A 17619-nucleotide genomic window follows, 5' to 3' on the forward strand; every position below is an offset into this window, starting at 1 on the left:
TCAGGCGCGGGACAAGATGAGCTCCACGCCCTGACGGGCGATGGGGTGGTAGCGCTCCCCGTACTGCTTGAAGAGCGAGCGCGCCAGGGCCCGGTGCTCCCGGGACGCGGCGAGCACGCCGTACAGGGGCTTGAGGTACTTCATGCGCCCCACCTCGCCCAGGAACGCCTCGGTGCGCCCCACCGCCGGCTCCCAGCCCGCGCGCAGCGCCGCTACCAGCCACGCCACCAGCACCTCCGAGTTGCGGCTGCGCGTGAAGGCGAAGCGCTCGTCGAGCTGACGGAACAAGTCCTTGGGCGCGTCCGAGGGCATCCACTCCAGGAAGAGCTGCCACTCCGCGGGCGTCCAGTCCTTGGCCGCCTCCACCGACGGCACCGTGCCCCGGGCGCGTTGCAGGGCCTCCAGCCGGCTGGAGCGCGGCGAGGGCGCGCTCGCGGGCACGCCGGGCCGCTGCAGATAGGCCTCCGCGTCGACCTTCGCCAGCACCCCGGGCAGCTCCCGCTCGGTGAAGGCGATGAACTCCTCGGTGGTGAGGGCGCGGAAGCGGTACGTGGCCAGATAGCGGCGCAGGAAGCCGTCGAAGGCCTCGCGCCCCACGGCGTCCTCCATGGCCCGGAGGAACAGGTAGCCCTTCTCGTACGGAATCTGGGAGAAGGCCTCGTCCGGGTCCACGCCCGTCAGGTGCGTGCGCAGCGCCGTCAGGTGCGGGTGCTCGCGGAAGTGGTGCAGCGCCTCGTCCAGCGCCCGCCGCCCCAGGGCCGCGTTCAGCGCGGCGACCTCCGGCCCCGCCAGCGCCTCCAGGATGCGGCGCTCGGCGAAGACGGTGAAGCCCTCGTTGAGCCAGAAGTGCTCCGCGGACGCATTCGTCACGAGGTTGCCCGTCCACGAGTGCGCCAGCTCGTGCGCCACCACGTTGACCAGGCTCTTGTCCCCGGCAATCAGCGTGGGCGTGAGGAACGTCAGCCTCGGGTTCTCCATGCCGCCGTACGGAAAGGACGGAGGCATGGTGAGCAAATCGAACCGCTCCCAGTCGTACGGCCCGAAGAGCGACTCGGCGGCGCGCAGCATGTCGTCCACGCCGGAGAACTCCTCGGCCGCGTCCTCCAGCAGCTCCGGCTCCGCCCATACGCGCGAGCGGGGGCCCAGCTCCTTGGGCGCCAGGCTGCCCACCGCGAAGGCCAGGAGATATGGAGGCACCGGCTGCGGCATCTCGTAGTGCTCCTCCGCCTCCACGCCGTGCTCCTCGCGGCGCACGAAGCTGGCCGCCATGACGGCCTTGAGCGCCTTGGGCACTCGCAGCGACGCGCGGTAGCGGATGCGGATGCGAGGCGTGTCCTGCAGCGGCACCACGCTGCGCGCGTGGATGGCCTGGCATTGGCTGTACAGGAATGGGTGCTGCCCGCCCGCCGTCTGCGAGGGCGTCAGCCACTGCAGCGCGCTCGCCGTGGGCGAGGTGCGGTAGTGCACCGTGAGCTGTCTCACCCCCGAGGGCAGCTCCACCCTCAGCCGGCTGCCCAGAATCGGCTCCGGTGGGGCGAGCATGTAGGGCAAGGGGCGACCATTGCCGTCTACGACTCTGAGAATCTCCAAATCCCGCGTGTCCAGGTCCAGCGGACCCGCGGACGCTTCCTTCAGCGTCAGGGTGGCCTCCGCGTGCAGGCGGTGGGTCCGGAAGTCGACGCGAGCCTTCCAGTCCAGGGTTTCCGTCTCAGGCTGCGTGCTGTCGTTGTAGGAGTGCGGGTCGGGGCGAGCCATGGAGGTCCGGTTTGTAGTCCTTGGGACGACCCATGGCGAGTGCTCCCACCTTCCGAACAGATTGACTTTCGGGTCAATCGCCTACATTTGTGCAGTCCCTTCTTCCCTCAAGGGAGCCTCTTCCAATGACGACGCGGATCCGCAAGGTAGCTGTGCTGGGCGCCGGAGTGATGGGCAGCGGCATCGCCGCCCATCTGGCCAACTCGGGCGTGCGCGCGCTCCTCCTGGACATCGTTCCGCCGAAGGCCGCACCAGGCGAAGACACTTCGACCAAGGCCTTCCGCAACAAGTTCGCCCTCGGGGCGCTGGCCAACATGCGCAAGCAGAAGCCCAGCCCCATCATGTCCGAGCAGGTGTTCACCGCCATCGAGGTGGGCAACTTCGATGACGACATGGCGAAGATCGCCGACTGCGATTGGGTCATCGAAGTCGTGAAGGAGGACCTGACCGTCAAGCAGGCCCTCTTCGAGAAGGTGGAGAAGCACGCCCGCAAGGACGCCATCATCTCCTCCAACACCTCCGGCATGTCGATTGTCGGGATGACGCAGGGCCGGGGCGCGGCGTTCAAGAAGAACTTCCTCGTCACGCACTTCTTCAACCCCGTCCGCTACATGAAGCTGTTGGAGTTGGTCGCCGGCACGGAGACGGACCCGGCGGTGATGAAGACCATCCACCGCTTTGGCGAGGAAGTGCTCGGCAAGGGCATCGTCTACGGCAAGGACACCACCAACTTCATCGCGAACCGCATCGGCGTGTACGGGATGATGCGGACCATCGCCGCCATGGGCCCCGCGGAGCTGTCCATCGAAGAGGTGGACAAGATTTTCGGTCCGGCCATGGGCCGCCCCAAGTCGGCCGTGTTCCGCACCGCGGACATCGTCGGTCTGGACACCTTCGTCCACGTGTCGAAGAACTGTTACGACACGCTGACGCAGGACGAGGAGCGTGAGGTCTTCGCCATCCCCGGCTTCCTCCAGAAGATGGTGGAGAAGGGCATGCTCGGCGACAAGAGCGGCGGCGGCTTCTACAAGAAGGACAAGAGCAGCGGCGGGAAGGAAATCCTCGCGCTGGACCTGAAGACGCTGGAGTACCGCGCGCAGGCCAAGGTGCGCTTCGAGTCGCTGGGCGCCGCCCGCGAAGTCGAGAACGTCAAGGAGCGCGTCGCCGTCGTGCTGAACGGCACGGACAAGGCCGCGAAGTTCGCCGAGCAGGTGACGCTGGACGTGTTGGCGTACACCAGCCGCCGCATCCCCGAGATTGCCGACGACGTGGTCAACGTGGACCGTGGCGTGCGCTGGGGCTTCGGTTGGGATCTGGGTCCCTTCGAGGTCTGGGACGCGTACGGCGTGAAGAAGGGCCTGGCGCGGATGAAGGAGCTGGGCCTCAAGCCGGCGAAGTGGGTGGAGGACATGGTGGCCGCGGGCCGCGAGTCCTTCTACGGCGTGGAGGGTGGCAAGGACACGTACTGGGACATCCCCACGAAGTCCGTGAAGGTGGTGCCGGAGAACGCCCGCACGCAGCGCGTGGAGTACCTCAAGCGCGGCAACAAGAAGGTGGCCGGCAACGACTCCGCCACCCTGTGGGACCTGGGCGACGGCGCCACGCTGCTGGAGTTCCACACGAAGATGAACTCCATCGATGACCAGATCATCGAGATGATGAACACGGCGCTGGACGAGACGGAGAAGAACTTCAAGGGCCTGGTCATCGGCAACGACGGCTCCAACTTCTCCGCGGGAGCCAACATCGTCGCGCTGGTGTGGGCGGCGAAGAGCGGCCAGTACGAGGATATCCGCAAGCTCGTCACCGGCTTCCAGGCGGTGAATCAGCGCATGCGCTACAGCCCGGTGCCGGTGGTGACGGCGCCCTTCAACCTCACCCTGGGCGGCGGCTCCGAGGTGACGATGGGCGGCAACGCGGTGCAGGCGAGCGCGGAGCTGTACATGGGCCTCGTCGAGGTCGGCGTGGGCCTCATCCCCGGCGGCGGCGGCAACATGCAGCTGCTCCGCAACGTCTACGGCGCGTACTCCACGGACAAGGATTTCGACCCGCTGCCCTTCCTCAAGAAGGTGTTCCTGGCCATCGGCACGGCGAAGGTCGCCACCAGCGCCGAGGAGGCTCGGGAGCTGGGCTTCCTGTCCCTGACGGACGGCATCAGCGCCAACCGGGACTTCCTGCTGTCGGACGCGAAGGCGCGGGTGCTGGGCATGGCGGACGCGGGCTTCCGCGCGCCGCGTCCCACGCGCTTCCGCCTGGGCGGCCCCAGCGGCTACGCCACCATCGACATGATGCTGTACGACATGGAGATGAACGGGCAGGTCAGCGCGCACGACCGCAAGATTGGTCAGAAGCTCGCGCGCGTGCTCACTGGCGGCGACACCAGCACCTCGGCGCTCGTCACCGAGGAGAAGCTGCTGGAGCTGGAGGCCGAGGCCTTCCTGAGCCTGTGCGGCGAGGAGAAGACCCAGGACCGCCTGACGTTCATGATCGAGAAGGGCAAGCCGCTGCGGAATTGACGGCCGGCCGGTATCCATTGGCTACGACATAAATTTCGCTGCATGCCCGGGTGCTCCCCGGGCAAGGAGACATCAAGATGCCTGGTCGAGTCGTGATTGCCAGCGCGGTCCGCACGCCGTTCACCCGCGCGCACAAGGGAGAGTTCAAGGACACGCGGCCGGATACGCTGGCCGCCATCGCCATCAAGGAAGCCGTTGCCCAGGTCCCCGGCCTCAAGCCGTCGGACGTGGAAGACGTCGTCCTGGGCTGTGCCATGCCGGAAGCCGAGCAGGGGATGAACGTGGCCCGTCAGGCCACGCTCCTGGCGGGGCTGCCGGTGGAAGTACCGGCGATGACCATCAACCGCTTCTGTTCCTCCGGGACGCAGGCGATTGCCCAGATTGCCGCGGCCATCCAGGCGGGGCACATCCAGGTCGGCATCGGCGGTGGTACCGAGTCGATGACGATGGTGCCCATGGGTGGCAACAAGGTCAGCGCCAACCCGGAGATCATGGCGAACCACCCGGAGATCTACTCGTCCATGGGTGTGACGGCGGAGAACATCGCCTCCCGTCACAACGTGTCGCGTGAGGACTCCGACAAGTTCGCCGCGGAGAGCCAGCGCCGCGCGGCGTCCGCGCGGGAGACGGGCAAGTTCGCCGAGGAGATCGTCCCCGTCACCACCACCGTCTACGACGAGGAGGGCAAGGTGCAGACGGTGACGGTGTCCGTGGACACCATCCTGCGTCCGGAGACGACGGCCGAGGGCCTGGGCAAGCTGCGCCCGGCGTTCAACGCCAAGGGCGTGGTGACGGCCGGCAACGCGTCGCCGCTGACGGACGGCGCGGCGGCGGCGGTGGTGATGAGCGAGGAGAAGGCGAAGGAGCTGGGCGTCAAGCCACTGGGCTACTTCGTGGACTTCGCCGTCGCGGGTGTGGCTCCGGAAGTCATGGGCATCGGCCCGGTTCCGGCGGTGCGCAAGCTGCTGGCGAAGAACAAGCTCGAGGTGAAGGACATCGACGTCTTCGAGCTCAACGAGGCCTTCGCTCCGCAGGCGCTGTACTGCATCCGTGAGCTGGGCATCCCCATGGACAAGGTGAACCCGAACGGCGGCGCCATCGCCCTGGGCCACCCGCTGGGCGTGTCCGGTGCGCGTCTGGTCGCGACGATTCTGCGCGAGCTGAAGCGCCGCAACGGCCGCTACGGCGTCGTCACCATGTGCATCGGTGGCGGCATGGGCGCCGCGGCGCTCATCGAGCTGGCGAAGTAGTCGCCCGCTTCACCGACTGAAAGTTCGCGGGCCCCGGGGAAGTGCTTCCCGGGGCCCGTGTCGTTGCGGGGCTCGGCCAGGCGCCGGCCCTTCATGCTCGACGTCAGGAGACGGGGGCTTCGGGGTCGTCCACGGGGACACCGGCGAGGCGCAGGACTCGCAGCGCGTTGGTCGTGTCCACCACGCCCTCGCGCAGCTTGTAGTCGAACACCATCTCCCCAGCCTCCAGGTGGTCCCTGAAGTGGACGTTGCGGACGTGCGCGTCACGCGTCTCTTCCGCCAGCGACGTCAGCGACAAGTCGTGCGTCGTCACCGCGCCCGAAGCCCCGGTGGACAGCAGCAGCCGGAGCACCTCGCGCGAGGCGAGCTGCCGCTCTCGCGTGTTGGTGCCGAGGAGGATTTCGTCGAGCAGGAACAGCGCCTGCCCGTTCGCCGCGCGCGCCGCATCCAGCACGGCCTTGATGCGCTGCACCTCCGCGTAGAAGTACGACACGCCGCGCTCCAGTGAGTCCTTCACCCGCATGCTGGTGAGCACATGCAGCGGAGACAGGCGGAACGACGCCGCGGACACCGGCGCTCCGGCGAGCGCCAGCACCGCGTTGGTGCCCAGCGCTCGCATCAGGGTCGTCTTGCCGCTCATGTTGGAGCCGGTGATGAGCAGTGCCTGTCGAGGGCCCGGCAGGGACACGTCATTGGGCACGGGGGCATCCAGCAGCGGATGGCCCATGACCTTCGCCTCGACGAGGGGCCCCGTCGCTTCCAGCGTGGGCCAGGCGAAGGCGGGTCGGTCATGCGCGAGGCCCGCCACGCAGGAGAGGGCCTCCATCTCCGCGAGCGCTTCGAACCAGTGCCGCACCTGCGTGCCATGCTTCGCGCGCCAGCGCTCCAGTGCGAACAGCGCATGGATGTCCCAGAGCGTGAGCCAGTGCACCAGCGGGTGGAACTGGTGCCGCTTGAACTCGATGAGCGAGAACAGTCGGCTGAAGCGCTGGAAGTGTTTCGAGACGGGCGGCTCGCCCTGCTGCTGGAGGCCCGACTGGAGCTGACGCAGGAGGGGATGCTCGAAGCGCTGGCCCTCCACGCGCTCGAAGATGGGCGCGTAGCGGACGAAGCCCTGCTCGCCCTTCTCCACGCCCTCGTCCATCTTCCGCAGCGTGCGGCGGGTGGCCACGGCCACCGCGAGCTGCGCGGCAAGTCCCGCCCACACCGAGGAGCCGGGCAGCACGCCGACTTCGCCCAGGATGAAGAGCGTCAGCGTCACCGGCGGCAGGATGATGGCGAGCGGGAGGGACCAGCGAATGGAGTCCAGCGCGGGCCCGGCTTCCGACCACTGGATGAAGAGGCTCGGGTCGGCCTTCTCCTTCGCCACCGTGCGCGCTTCCACGCAGAGGTCCTGTCGGAAGTCCACGAGCGGTGCCAGCTCACGCGCCGCGCCCTGACGCGCTTGCACCACGTCCACCGGAGCAGGCGCTGACAGCCACGCCGCGAGTCGCTCCTCGCCCGCGCGGGTGGCCGTCTCGTTCAGGAGCTGGAAGAGGCTGCCCTGTCCGAAGACGTCCAGGTCCGGCGTGTAGAGGTGGGCGGGGGAGGCGAAACGTTCGCCGCGCTCGGTGAACTCGTGCCAGCCGTGGCCCAGGCGCGCGAGGCCCCGCTCGTTGAGCGTGACGTACAGCCGCTGACGCGCCTCGCGGCGGAAGATCTGGTGGTGGAGGACCGCGAGGAGGCCGTAGACGACAACGGCGGCCACCGTGCCCCACCACCAGGTCTTGGGCAGTCTGCCCGTGACGATGAGCCCCGAGACGACGGCCGCGACGAGGAAGGCCAGGGTGCGCAGGTTGGCGTAGCGGGCGCTGACGCGGTCCAGGGCGGCCAGCTCCGCCTCTGCGGCGGCACGGCGCTCGGTGTACGTGTGGTGGGGATTCGGGCTCGGGGCGTTCGCGGACACTGTGGCCGCGCATGCTGTGCTTCCGGCCCGTTCAGGGCAAGGGCCGCCTGTCTTCAGATGGTGTCGGGATGACGGAGGTGGGCTGGGAGTCGTTGCCCGAGGGGGCGGTGGCCTCTGGTGCGCAGGCCCGAGGCGAGGCCCTCCGGGGCGGGCGCTTCATGGGTCAGCGGAGGGTGGGGGTCCAACGAGGTAGAACGGCCCAAGGCCATCCCGGTGGTTCACCCCTGAGTTGAACCGGCGGGAGGGTGTTCCCGAGAGTTTCGCGTCCATGTCGAACCCGGCCCCGGCGAGGACACTCGCGACCAAGAGTCGTTCCTCGCGTGGGCGGCACTGGTGGAGGAAACGTCGGTTCCTCCACCGGTGTGCTGTGGCTCGATGTCACGCGACGCGTAACCGCCACGAGGCCCGTGATGGCGGGTCAGCCCCAGAGTTCGCGAGGCGGCCAGAAGAGGGTGTTGCCCTCGAAGTGGATGCCAGGCTCACGGTCCTTCGCGAGCAGCAGGGGGCCGTCCAGGTCCACCACCTCCGCGCCTTGGGCCACCAGGGCGGCCGGGGCCATGGACAGCGAGGTCGCCACCATGCAGCCGACCATGAGTTGAAGCCCGTGCCCACGTGCATCGCGCGCCAGGGCCAGGGCCTCGGTGAGCCCTCCTGTCTTGTCGAGCTTGATGTTGAGGGCGTCGTACTTGCCGACGAGGGTGGCCAGCCCGTGCCTGTCGTGCGCGGACTCGTCGGCGCAGACAGCCACGGGGCGCCGCAGGCCTCGCAGGGCCTCGTCATCCGACGCGGGCAGCGGCTGCTCCACCATCACCACGCCCAGCTCGGCGCAGGCCGCGAGCAGTGACGGGAGCTCGTCGGGCTTCCAGCCCTCGTTGGCGTCCACGATGAGGCGACTGGCCGGCGCTCCGAGGCGGATGGCGCGCAGGCGCTCGATGTCACCCTCGCTCCCGCGTCCCAGCTTCACCTTGAGCAGTGGCCGGTGCGAGGACTTCTCGGCGGCCCGGCCCATGGCCTCGGCGGTGTCCAGGCTCAGCGTGTATGCGGTGACCAGCGGCTGGGGCTCCGACATGCCGAGCAGCTCCCAGATGGGCTTGCCGGTCTTCTTCGCCTCCAGGTCCCACAGCGCACAGTCCAGCGCGTTGCGCGCGGCCCTCGGCTCCAGCGCCTCCGGGACCTCGTCGCGTCCCAGCCCGCCCTCGATGCGCGGACGCGCGGCTTCCAGTGCCCTCAGCACGCCGTCGACCGTCTCCCCATAGCGACCATAGGGGACACACTCGCCGCGCCCCACGGCGCCGCCTTCCTCCAGCGTGACGACCACCACTTCGGCGATGGTCTTCGAGCCTCGGGAGATGGTGAAGCTGCCCGCGATGGGCCAGCTCTCGTGCTTGACGGTGAGCTTGCGCATGCGCGGTCAGCCCTTCGCCGGGAAGCGGCGCACCAGCTCGTCGACCAGCGGGCCGACACCGGTGCGGATGGGGTCGACACAGGGCAGGCCGTACTCGCGGCCGGTCCGCTCCAGCAGTGCGAGGGCGTCCTTCTCCTCCAGGTGCTCGGTGTTGATGGCGAGCCCGGTGCATTGGATGCCCGGGTTCGTGAGCTGCCCCTCCAGCACCGTGCGGTCGATGACGGCCTGGATGGAGGGCAGGGCGTGCTGGACGCCGCGCATCTTCGTACGGGTGGGCTCGTGGCAGACGATGAAGGAGTCGGGCTGCGCACCGTGCAGCAGACCGAGCGTCACGCCCGCGAACGAGGGATGGAACAGCGAGCCCTGGCCTTCCACCAGGTCCCAATGGTCCGCGTCATTGGCGGGTGACAGCCATTCCGCCGCGCCCGCGACGAAGTCAGACACCACCGCGTCGATGGCCACACCCCGGCCGGAGATGAAGATGCCCGTCTGTCCCGTGGCGCGGAAGTCCGCCTTGAGTCCCCGCTCGCGCATCTCCTTCTCCAGCGCGAGCGCCGTGTACTTCTTGCCCACCGAGCAATCCGTGCCCACCGTCAGCAGGCGCAATCCCTGGCGCTTCGTGCCCTTGCCGGTGGCGAAGTCCATGTCGGGGATGCGCACGTCGTGCAGCTTGCGGCCATTGCGCGCGGCGGCCTCGGCGATGGCGGGGAAGGAGGCCAGGCGCTTGTGCAACCCCGTGGCGACGTCCATTCCCGCGTCCAGCGCCTCCACCAGCTTGCTCACCCAGTGCTCGGGGAGCACTCCGCCCGCGTTGGCCACGCCGACGATGAGCGTCTGGGCGCCCCGGGCCCTGGCCTGGGCGATGTCCAGGTCCGTCAGGCCGCAGTCCGCCCCGCAGCCCGGCAGTCGGAGTTGGCCCACGCACCACTCGGGCCGCCAGTCGACGATGCCGTGGGCCGTCTTCGCCGCGAGCTGGTCGGGTACATCCCCCAGGAACAACAGGTAGGGCTTCTGGATCTCCACCAAGGTCCTCCCCGCGCCCCGGTCTGGGGCTGTGGCGAGGCTTTTCAGCACGCCCCCGACAGGCCCGCAAGGACATCGCTGAAGCCTGCTGGGAGGGTTTCTTCCAACCCCTTGGAACCACCCCACGCGTAGGCCCTCCGGGAGGCCCGAAAATGTCAGACCCGCCCCGTATTCTTCTCTCCGTCGCCGCACACGAGGGGAACGAAAAATGGCCGCGTCAGTGATTGATAATCGCGTCGAGATTGTCTTCAGCTTCGACACCACCGGCAGCATGTATCCGTGTCTCGCGCAGGTGCGAAAGAAGCTGCATGGCACCGTGTCCCGATTGATGAAGGAGATTCCGGGCATCCGCATCGGCGTCATCGCGCACGGCGACTACTGCGACGCGCGCTCGACGTACGTGACGAAGATTCTGGACCTCACGGACGATGCGAAGGCCGTGGTGCGGTTCGTGGACAAGGTGGGTCAGACGGGCGGCGGTGACGCGCCGGAGTGCTATGAGCTGGTGCTGCGCGAAGCGCAATCCCTGTCATGGACGGTGGGCTACACGCGGGCCTTCGTGCTGATTGGTGATGACGTGCCGCATGCGCCGTCGGACAACCCGAAGCGCCTGGACTGGCGCAAGGAAGTGGACGCGCTGGGTAGGATGGGCGTCCCGGTGTACGGGGTGCAGGCGCTGGCGCGGCGCCATGCGACGCCGTTCTACAAGGAGCTGGCGGAGAAGTCGGGCGGCTTCCATCTGAGCCTGGACCAGTTCGCGCACGTCACCGACATGCTGCTGGCCGTCTGTTACAAGCAGTCGTCCGACGCGCGGCTCCAGGCCTACGAGACGGAGGTCGCGAAGGAGGGGCGGATGAGCCGCGGGCTGAACGCCATGTTCAGCACCATGCTCCAGCGAAAGACGTCGTCGGATTACGCGGAGACGGACCTGCGCGCCGTTGCTCCCGGCCGGTTCCAGTCGCTGGAGGTGGACGATGACATGCCCATCAAGGCCTTCGTCCAGGAGAACGGGCTGGGCTTCAAGACGGGACGGGGCTTCTACGAGTTCACCAAGACGGAGACCATCCAGGGGCACAAGGAAGTGGTGCTGATGGACCGCAAGACGGGCGACTTCTACAGCGGCGAGCGGGCGCGGGAGATGCTCGGGCTGCCGCCGGGGGAGACGGTGCGCATCCGTCCCGCCAGCCTGGAGAAGTACGTCGTCTTCGTGCAGAGCACCTCGGCGAATCGCAAGCTCGTGAAGGGCTCGAAGTTCCTCTACGAGGTGGAGGACTGGGACGGGGCCAAGTCCCTCGCGGCCTGAGTGCTCCGGCGAAACGGGCCGAGGGCGAAGGAGACAACAGCGTCAACGGCCTGGGGTTCTCGTTGCGTGCGTGTCGACTGTTGGTCACGTGATGAACTCCATGAGCGGATGTTTCATGCGCCATGGAGCGCCCGACCCAAGGGTTGAAGAGGTGGCACCACGTCGTTACCTCGGACGACCGTGAGGTCCTGGGTCCCATGTCTGCTGCTGTTGCTTTGCGTCAGCTGCGACGTCTTCGAGCTGCACCCCTATGAGATTCGAGGGGGCGTGCGCGACACGAATGCCCGGGCGCTCGAGCGGCTTCAGCGGAACGTCAGCGGCGGGTCCTTCCGCTTCGCGGTGCTGGGAGACATTGGCGTCTACCAGGACGATTCCGTCGACGCCGTGAAGGACCTGGCGCGGCGCGATGTCGACTTCGTCGTGCAGATGGGGGACCTGACGGAGTTCAGCTCCGCCCAGGAGTACGACTGGGTGGCGGGGCTGCTCGAGGATGCGTCAGTGCCCGCGCTGGCGGTCATCGGCAACCATGACCTGCTCGGCAAGGGGCGGGAACTCTACCTCCACCGCTTCGGGCCGACGTTCCTGGCCTTCGAGCATGGGGGGAGCCGGTTCGTCCTCTTCGACTCCAACTCCCGTGAGTACGGGTTCCCGGGCAACGTGCCGGACCTGGAGCAACTGCGCTCGGCACTGGGCGAAGCGCCGGGTGGCGGGCACCTGTTCACCTTCTCGCATGTGCCACCCGGACACCCGGACTTCGATGGGTCGCTGACGGAACCGCTGGAGCAGCTCCAGGCGGAGCACGGAGTCACGGTTTCGTTTCACGGCCACACCCACCGCTTCAGCACCGACGCGCGGCGGGGCGTGCGCTACTTCATCGCGGACTCCATAGAGCTTCACAGCTACCTGCTCGTCACCGTCGAGGGCGAGTCCGTGGCTGTCGAGCAGGTCTTCTTCTGATGGCGCGCTCCTGGCTCGTGGGTGGACTGCTGGCGTCGATGCTGCTCGCGGCGCATCCCGTGCGCGCGGCGCCGAGGGAGGCGGGGGCGCCGTGGTACGTGCCGGACCACGCGGCGCTCCAGTTCGCCGGCTCCATTGGCATGTTGGCCGCGGGGCCAGGGTGGGCCTTCCTGGACGAGCAGTTGGAGCTGGAGGTGCTGGTGGGCTGGGCGCCTCGGGCGGTGGCGGGGGCGGACTTCGTCACCCTGACGCTCAAGGGCCAGTGGCATCCGTTCCACGTTACCCACCGCGAGTGGAGCTTTCGTCCGTTCACCGTGGGAGCGGCCTTCAGCTACACCTTTGGCGACGACTACTTCCTCACGCTGCCGGACCGCTATGTCTCCGGCTACTACTGGTTCAAGACGGCGCTGAGGCCCGCGCTGTTGCTGGGCGGGAGCGCGGGCCGGCCCGTGCCGTCGCTGGGACTGAGGCACCTGGAGGGGTACTACGAGTTGGTGGCCACGGACTACCGCATCGTCCAGTTCCTCCAGAACCCGAGCACCGTGAAGACGGGCCTGTTCACGCTCGCGCTCGGTGCGCGGGTCCGCTTCTGAAGCGCGCGGTGTGAAGTGGCGGCCGCGTGGATGCGGCCTTCAGCGTGGATGCGGCCTTCAGCGTGGAGGCTGCGTCGCCGTGGCGGGAGGTGAGGGCGGCTCGGCCTCGGTCTGCGCGCCACCGCCCCGGAGCCGACGCAGGATGCGCGGGGCCTCGGCGGCGAAGCGCTCCTGGGCGTCCGGAAGGGGGCGGTCCCACAGGTCGCTGAGCTCCGTGCCGGGGAGTCCCGCGCCGAAGCGCACCTTCAAGTCCCTGCCGATGAGCGCATAGCGCGCCTCCCAGCCAATGGTGGTGAGCAGGTAGCGCCGAGGGTCTGGGCGGCTCATGGGAATCCCGTCACCGAGTTGCTCCGGTGAGTGGGTGTCACCCAGCAGGTCGAACAGGGTGGGCACCAGGTCGATGTGGCCGGTGACGGCCTCGACCTGCCCAGTTGGAAGCTTCTCGTCGAAGACGAGCATGGGGACATGGAGCTGCAGCTCGGTGACGTCGCTGGCGTGGCCGACCCGGCCGTGCTCCCGGAACTCCTCGCCATGGTCGCCAGTGAAGATGACCAGGGGACGCGTTCCGCGTGTGGCCTCCCACTGGCTCAAGAGCTCTTCCACCTTGGTGTCCACCTCGTAGGCGGAGTTCCAGGCGCGGGCCTTGAGGTGCTCGGCGGGGACTCGCGCGGTGGCCAGGCCTCCCTTGCCGTCCCAGGCGGGCGTGAACACCGCCGAGCGCGGCGGGTAGTCGTAGTCGAAGTGCGTGCCCGCGAAGAACACGAAGGTGAAGAGCGGCGTGTCCTTGGGTGTCGTGCGCGCCATGTCCAGCGCGTCCTTCACCATGGCGGTGTCTCGCAGGTGGCTGCGGCCCTCGTAGTCCGTGCGCAGGCCGCCGTGCACGTCGCGGAACACGGTGTCCTTGAGGCCCATCCAGTCCACGGAGGACGCGGCGAAGAAGGCCTGGCGATAGCCATTCTCCCGGAGCGCCGGGAAGAGCAGGGGCGAGCGCCCGGCGCCGACCACCGCGTCGCGGCGCTGTGCTTCCAGTCCGAAGAAGAGGCTGAAGAGCGAGTAGTCCGTGGAGCTCGCCGCGCTGTGGTGATGGAGGAAGCGTGTGCCGTGCTCCGCCCTGCGCCAGAGGTGGGGCATGACGTCCGGGCGGAAGAAGTCGTCGCGCAGACTCTCCACGAGGATGAGGACGATGTCGGGCCGGCGCGTGAAGCGCACCGAGGCGGGGTCGATGGTCGACGCGGGGACGCCGGCCTCGGGGCTCACGCCCAGCCGCAGTCCAGACGCGGGGGGCCTGTCCGTCAGCCGCGTGAGCAGGGTGTTCATGCGCACGGGGGGTTGCAGGGGCAGGGTGGTGGCCGCGTGCAGCACGGCGCCACCATGGGCGAAGACGAGCCACGCGCTCGTCAGTCGCTCCACCGCGGTGACGAGGACGAGGATGGCGATGAGCCGGGCCACATGGCGCGGACGGGGGACTCGCCGCAGGAAGTGGACGCCCGCCCAGACATCGAGCGCGAGGACGCCCAGCGTCGCCGCGCCCAGGAGCGCCAGCTCATGGGGAGCAAGCCCTGTCTCCGCGAGCGCGCGCGGCTGCATGGCCACCGCGAGCACCAGCCCGTTGATGTGGAAGCCCAGGGAGGACAGGACGAGCGCGTCCACGCCGAGCATGGCCACGCCCAGCGCCACCATCACCGGCAGGGCCAGCGCATAGCGCCGCCCGAGCAGTATCAGGGGCAGGGTGGCCACGAAGGTGAGCAGCCCCAGGAAGAGCGCCTGGACGATGCCGCCCACCAGGAGCACGGGGCGCAAGGAGCTGGCCAGCCTCCCCACGGAGTCGAGCAGGGGGGCACCGAAGAAGAGCAGCGCGAGCAGCCCATGCAGCGTGCACCAGAGCAGCGCGGGGCCGAGCAAAGGCAGGGCGTCGGCCAAGCGCGGGCGGAGCCTCTCGGCGGGAGTGACGGTGGCGGGAGGCATCCGAGACATCGCGCCTCCTGCTAGCCCGCCGCAGGCTGATGTTCAAGGAAGACAGGAACGCCCGGCCGCCCCCTCGCAGTGGATGCACGCCCACTCACGCGACGCGTCGGATAGAGCCTCACATGTCTCGTGTCCGGCGGCTTAGCGGTGCCGGGAGCGGAGGTGAAGCGCCACGTGCACGAGGTGCCGGATGGAGCCGCACCTCATGTCTCGTGTCCGATGGCTCGGCGGTGCCAGGATGGGAGCATGCCGCCACGCAAGCTCGTGCGACACCTCGTCTGGCTGGAGTCCTTCACCGCGGCGGTGGAGGCGGGCAGCATTGAATCCGCCGCCGAGCACCTGGGTGTGGCCCGCTCCGTGGTGAGCGAGCACATCCGCGCGCTGGAGATGGCGCTGGCGGAGGGCGCCACGCTGCTGGAGCGCGGACCCGGCCGACGCCTCCAGCTCACCGCTCGGGGAGAGCGTCTTTTCGCTGGCACCCAGACGCCCCTGCACCAACTCGACATGAAGCGGCTGCGCGACCTGGCCAGCGCGGAGCCCGTGGTGCGCCTGGGCCTCAATCCCACCCTGTCCATCTCCTTGCTCGGGAAGGTCGCCCGCGACGCCGCCGCCACCGGACTCAAGCTGGTGCTCAGCTTCGGCGGACCGCACGAATTGACGCGGCAGGTGCAGACGCGACAGCTCGACCTGGCGCTGGACTTCACCCCGCTGCCGCCCCACGAAGGCGTGGAGTCCGAGTCCCTGCTGCGCATGTCCTTCGTCGTGCTCGCCGGCCCGGGGAACGCGCTGGCGAGCATGGCCTCGTCCCGGCGGACGCTGCACGTGAAGGACCTGGACGGTCAGCCCTTCGTGGACTGGCTGCGAGACGACCCCTACGGCGGCGCCAACAGCGCGCGCTTCGCCGCCCATGGGGTCAAGGTGGCCGAGGTGGCCCGAGTCGAAAGCTTCCTGCTGCTCTACGAACTGCTGCGCGCCTTCAGCGCCTGCGCGATTACGCCCGACCTGCGGCCGATGCACCCCTTTCCCCCCGACATGCACGCCTGGCCCCTCAAGGAGGATGAGCCCCAGGCCGTGGAAGTCGTGGCCCTCTGGCCCTCCGGCGCGCTCAGTCCCGGTGCCTCCACCGTCCTCGACGGACTGCGTCAGCGCGTATGAATACTCGTCGTTAAATCGACGAAGACGTCGAATTCTGCCGGTTTTCCGGAGCCTCCTGCGCCTGTATCTTCTCTGGGCTGAAAGTTTTCACCAGGAGTGCCCGGATATGACGCCAACGGAACTGACGATATCCCGCCTGCCCGCGCATCTGCGGCGCTACGTGGTGAGCCAGGACTACGACGCGTATACGCCGAGAGACCACGCCGTCTGGCGGCACATCCTGGGCAAGCTGCGCGGGCACCTCGGGGAGCGGGCGCACTCCGTCTATCTGGAGGGGTTGTCGGCGACGGGCATCAACCTGGAGTCCATCCCCAGCCTGGACGAGATGAACGAGCGGCTGTCGCGGCTGGGCTGGGCGTGCGTGGGCGTGCGCGGCTTCATTCCGCCGGCGGTCTTCACCGAACTCCAGTCGATGGGAGTTTTGGCCATCGCCTCGGACATCCGCACGCACGAGCACATCGAGTACACGCCCGCGCCGGACATCGTCCATGAGAGCGCGGGGCACGCGCCCATCATCGCCAACCGGCGGTACGCGGAGTACCTGAAGGCGTGCGGCCTCGTGGGCTTCAAGTCCATCGCGAGCGTGGAGGACCAGGCCGTCTTCGAGGCCATCCGCAACCTGTCGGTGGTGAAGGAAGACCCGGACGCGAGCCCGGAAGAGGTCGCTCACTCAGAGGCGCGACTGGATGCGGCGAGCGCCAGCCGTCGGTACGTGAGCGAGAGCACGCGGGCGACGCGGCTGTACTGGTGGACTGCGGAGTACGGCCTCGTCGGGGGCCTGGAGTCGCCGCGCATCTACGGCGCGGGGCTGCTGTCGAGCATCGGCGAGGCGGCACTCTGTCTGACGCCGGCCGTGCGGAAGCTGCCGCTCGGCGTGGCGTGCGCGGACATGGACTTCGATATCACCCGGATGCAGCCGCAGCTCTTCGTGGCGCGGGACTTCGAGCACCTGTTCGAGGTGCTGTCGGAGTTCGAGTCCACGCTGGCGTGGAAGCGCGGCGGCGACTTCGGGCTGGAGGTGGCCCGGCAGGCGCGCACGGTGAATCACCTGGTGCTGGCGGATGGCCGCGAGGTGACGGGGCGCGTCCTGGAAACGGTGGCCGCGCCCGCCGAGGTGGCCCCGGGGCTCACCACCGCGCTGGTGCGGATGGAGGGTCCGGTCCTCACCTCGCGCGGTGGCAAGGGGGATGGGAGTCGGCCGTGGAACGGTCCGGTGCTGGTGGCCTTCGGTGCGGGCAGCCTCCCGGAGCGTGGAACGTTCAAGTTGTCACTGGCCAGCGGGCTGGAGTTGGAGGGCTTCGCGGCGGGCGGAGGCGAGGTGCTGGCGCTGCGGGCTCGGCTCGCGGGCCGCGCGCTGGACGTGCCCGCGGTGACGAAGCTCTTCGTCACCACGCACCTGCCCTCGGTGGCGGGTGGGCCGGCGGACCCGGAGACGTGGGACCGGTGGTTCGGCGAGCTGGGAGCGTTCGCGGAAGGTGACGGCGAGTCGAAGGCGCGCGAGCGCAAGGCGCTGGCCCTGCACCCGTCGCTCGCGGCGCTCTACCGGGAGGTTCGCGGTCTGCGCGACTCGGGGAAGTCGAAGCCGGAGCGTCTGGCGCAGATCGCCGCCGCCGCGACGGACTTCCAGGACGACTGGCTGCTGCGAGCCGAGGTCGACGAGCTGAAGGCCCGGGCCTGAGGTCGCATCCCGGGGAGTGAAACGTCCCGTCGAGTGCCGCGCCTCCCCGCGCGGCGGCTCCTCGCTTGCCGTCA

12 protein-coding genes are annotated in these 17619 nt (G+C 68.8%); 7 read left to right on the plus strand and 5 right to left on the minus strand.

Going from position 1 to position 17619, the window contains the following annotated elements:
- Positions 1–1755, minus strand: a complete 1755-nt coding sequence (locus HUA74_RS03815) for a M1 family metallopeptidase (RefSeq protein ID WP_174453442.1) — start codon at positions 1753–1755, stop codon at positions 1–3.
- Between the two features lie 125 nt (positions 1756–1880).
- Between HUA74_RS03815 and HUA74_RS03820 the strand changes: the two genes are divergently transcribed.
- On the plus strand, positions 1881–4271 hold the full coding sequence (locus HUA74_RS03820; protein WP_174453443.1) for a 3-hydroxyacyl-CoA dehydrogenase/enoyl-CoA hydratase family protein: 2391 nt from the start codon (positions 1881–1883) through the stop codon (positions 4269–4271).
- A gap of 77 nt (positions 4272–4348) precedes the next feature.
- Positions 4349–5521, plus strand: a complete 1173-nt coding sequence (locus tag HUA74_RS03825; RefSeq protein ID WP_174453444.1) for a thiolase family protein — start codon at positions 4349–4351, stop codon at positions 5519–5521.
- Between the two features lie 103 nt (positions 5522–5624).
- Here HUA74_RS03825 and HUA74_RS03830 read toward each other — a convergent pair whose 3' ends face one another.
- The 3 genes from HUA74_RS03830 to dgcN all read right to left on the minus strand — a co-directional run bounded on the left by HUA74_RS03830 (position 5625) and on the right by dgcN (position 9894).
- The gene (locus HUA74_RS03830; protein WP_174453445.1) at positions 5625–7466 is read right to left on the minus strand and encodes a DNA mismatch repair protein MutS; all 1842 of its coding nucleotides are present in this window, start codon (positions 7464–7466) and stop codon (positions 5625–5627) included.
- A gap of 418 nt (positions 7467–7884) precedes the next feature.
- Positions 7885–8871, minus strand: coding sequence for an N-acetyl-D-Glu racemase DgcA (dgcA, locus tag HUA74_RS03835; RefSeq protein ID WP_141643894.1), 987 nt, complete (start codon positions 8869–8871; stop codon positions 7885–7887).
- 6 nt (positions 8872–8877) lie between these two features.
- Entirely contained in the window at positions 8878–9894 is a 1017-nt protein-coding gene (dgcN, locus tag HUA74_RS03840) for an N-acetyltransferase DgcN (RefSeq protein ID WP_174453446.1), read from the minus strand.
- Between the two features lie 208 nt (positions 9895–10102).
- Here dgcN and HUA74_RS03845 point away from each other — a divergent pair, with 208 nt between their 5' ends.
- The 3 genes from HUA74_RS03845 to HUA74_RS03855 all read left to right on the plus strand — a co-directional run bounded on the left by HUA74_RS03845 (position 10103) and on the right by HUA74_RS03855 (position 12747).
- The gene (locus HUA74_RS03845) at positions 10103–11197 is read left to right on the plus strand and encodes a vWA domain-containing protein (protein WP_141643896.1); all 1095 of its coding nucleotides are present in this window, start codon (positions 10103–10105) and stop codon (positions 11195–11197) included.
- A gap of 180 nt (positions 11198–11377) precedes the next feature.
- Positions 11378–12154, plus strand: a complete 777-nt coding sequence (locus HUA74_RS03850) for a metallophosphoesterase (protein ID WP_141643897.1) — start codon at positions 11378–11380, stop codon at positions 12152–12154.
- Positions 12154–12747, plus strand: a complete 594-nt coding sequence (locus tag HUA74_RS03855; protein ID WP_141643898.1) for a hypothetical protein — start codon at positions 12154–12156, stop codon at positions 12745–12747. Before HUA74_RS03850 ends, HUA74_RS03855 begins: the two co-directional genes overlap by 1 nt.
- A 57-nt stretch (positions 12748–12804) precedes the next feature.
- Here the strand turns inward: HUA74_RS03855 and HUA74_RS03860 are convergent, their stop codons facing one another.
- A complete protein-coding gene (locus HUA74_RS03860; protein WP_174453447.1) occupies positions 12805–14721 on the minus strand; it encodes a sulfatase-like hydrolase/transferase in 1917 nt (638 codons plus the stop codon).
- Between the two features lie 237 nt (positions 14722–14958).
- Here HUA74_RS03860 and HUA74_RS03865 point away from each other — a divergent pair, with 237 nt between their 5' ends.
- Together HUA74_RS03865 and HUA74_RS03870 are read left to right on the plus strand one after the other, a co-directional pair.
- Entirely contained in the window at positions 14959–15867 is a 909-nt protein-coding gene (locus HUA74_RS03865; protein ID WP_141643900.1) for a LysR family transcriptional regulator, read from the plus strand.
- Positions 15868–15973: 106 nt separating this feature from the next.
- On the plus strand, positions 15974–17545 hold the full coding sequence (locus HUA74_RS03870) for an aromatic amino acid hydroxylase (protein WP_174453448.1): 1572 nt from the start codon (positions 15974–15976) through the stop codon (positions 17543–17545).
- Positions 17546–17619 lie beyond the last annotated feature (74 nt).

Origin of the sequence: Myxococcus sp. CA051A (assembly GCF_013336705.1) — a bacterium.
GTDB lineage: Bacteria > Myxococcota > Myxococcia > Myxococcales > Myxococcaceae > Myxococcus > Myxococcus llanfairpwllgwyngyllgogerychwyrndrobwllllantysiliogogogochensis.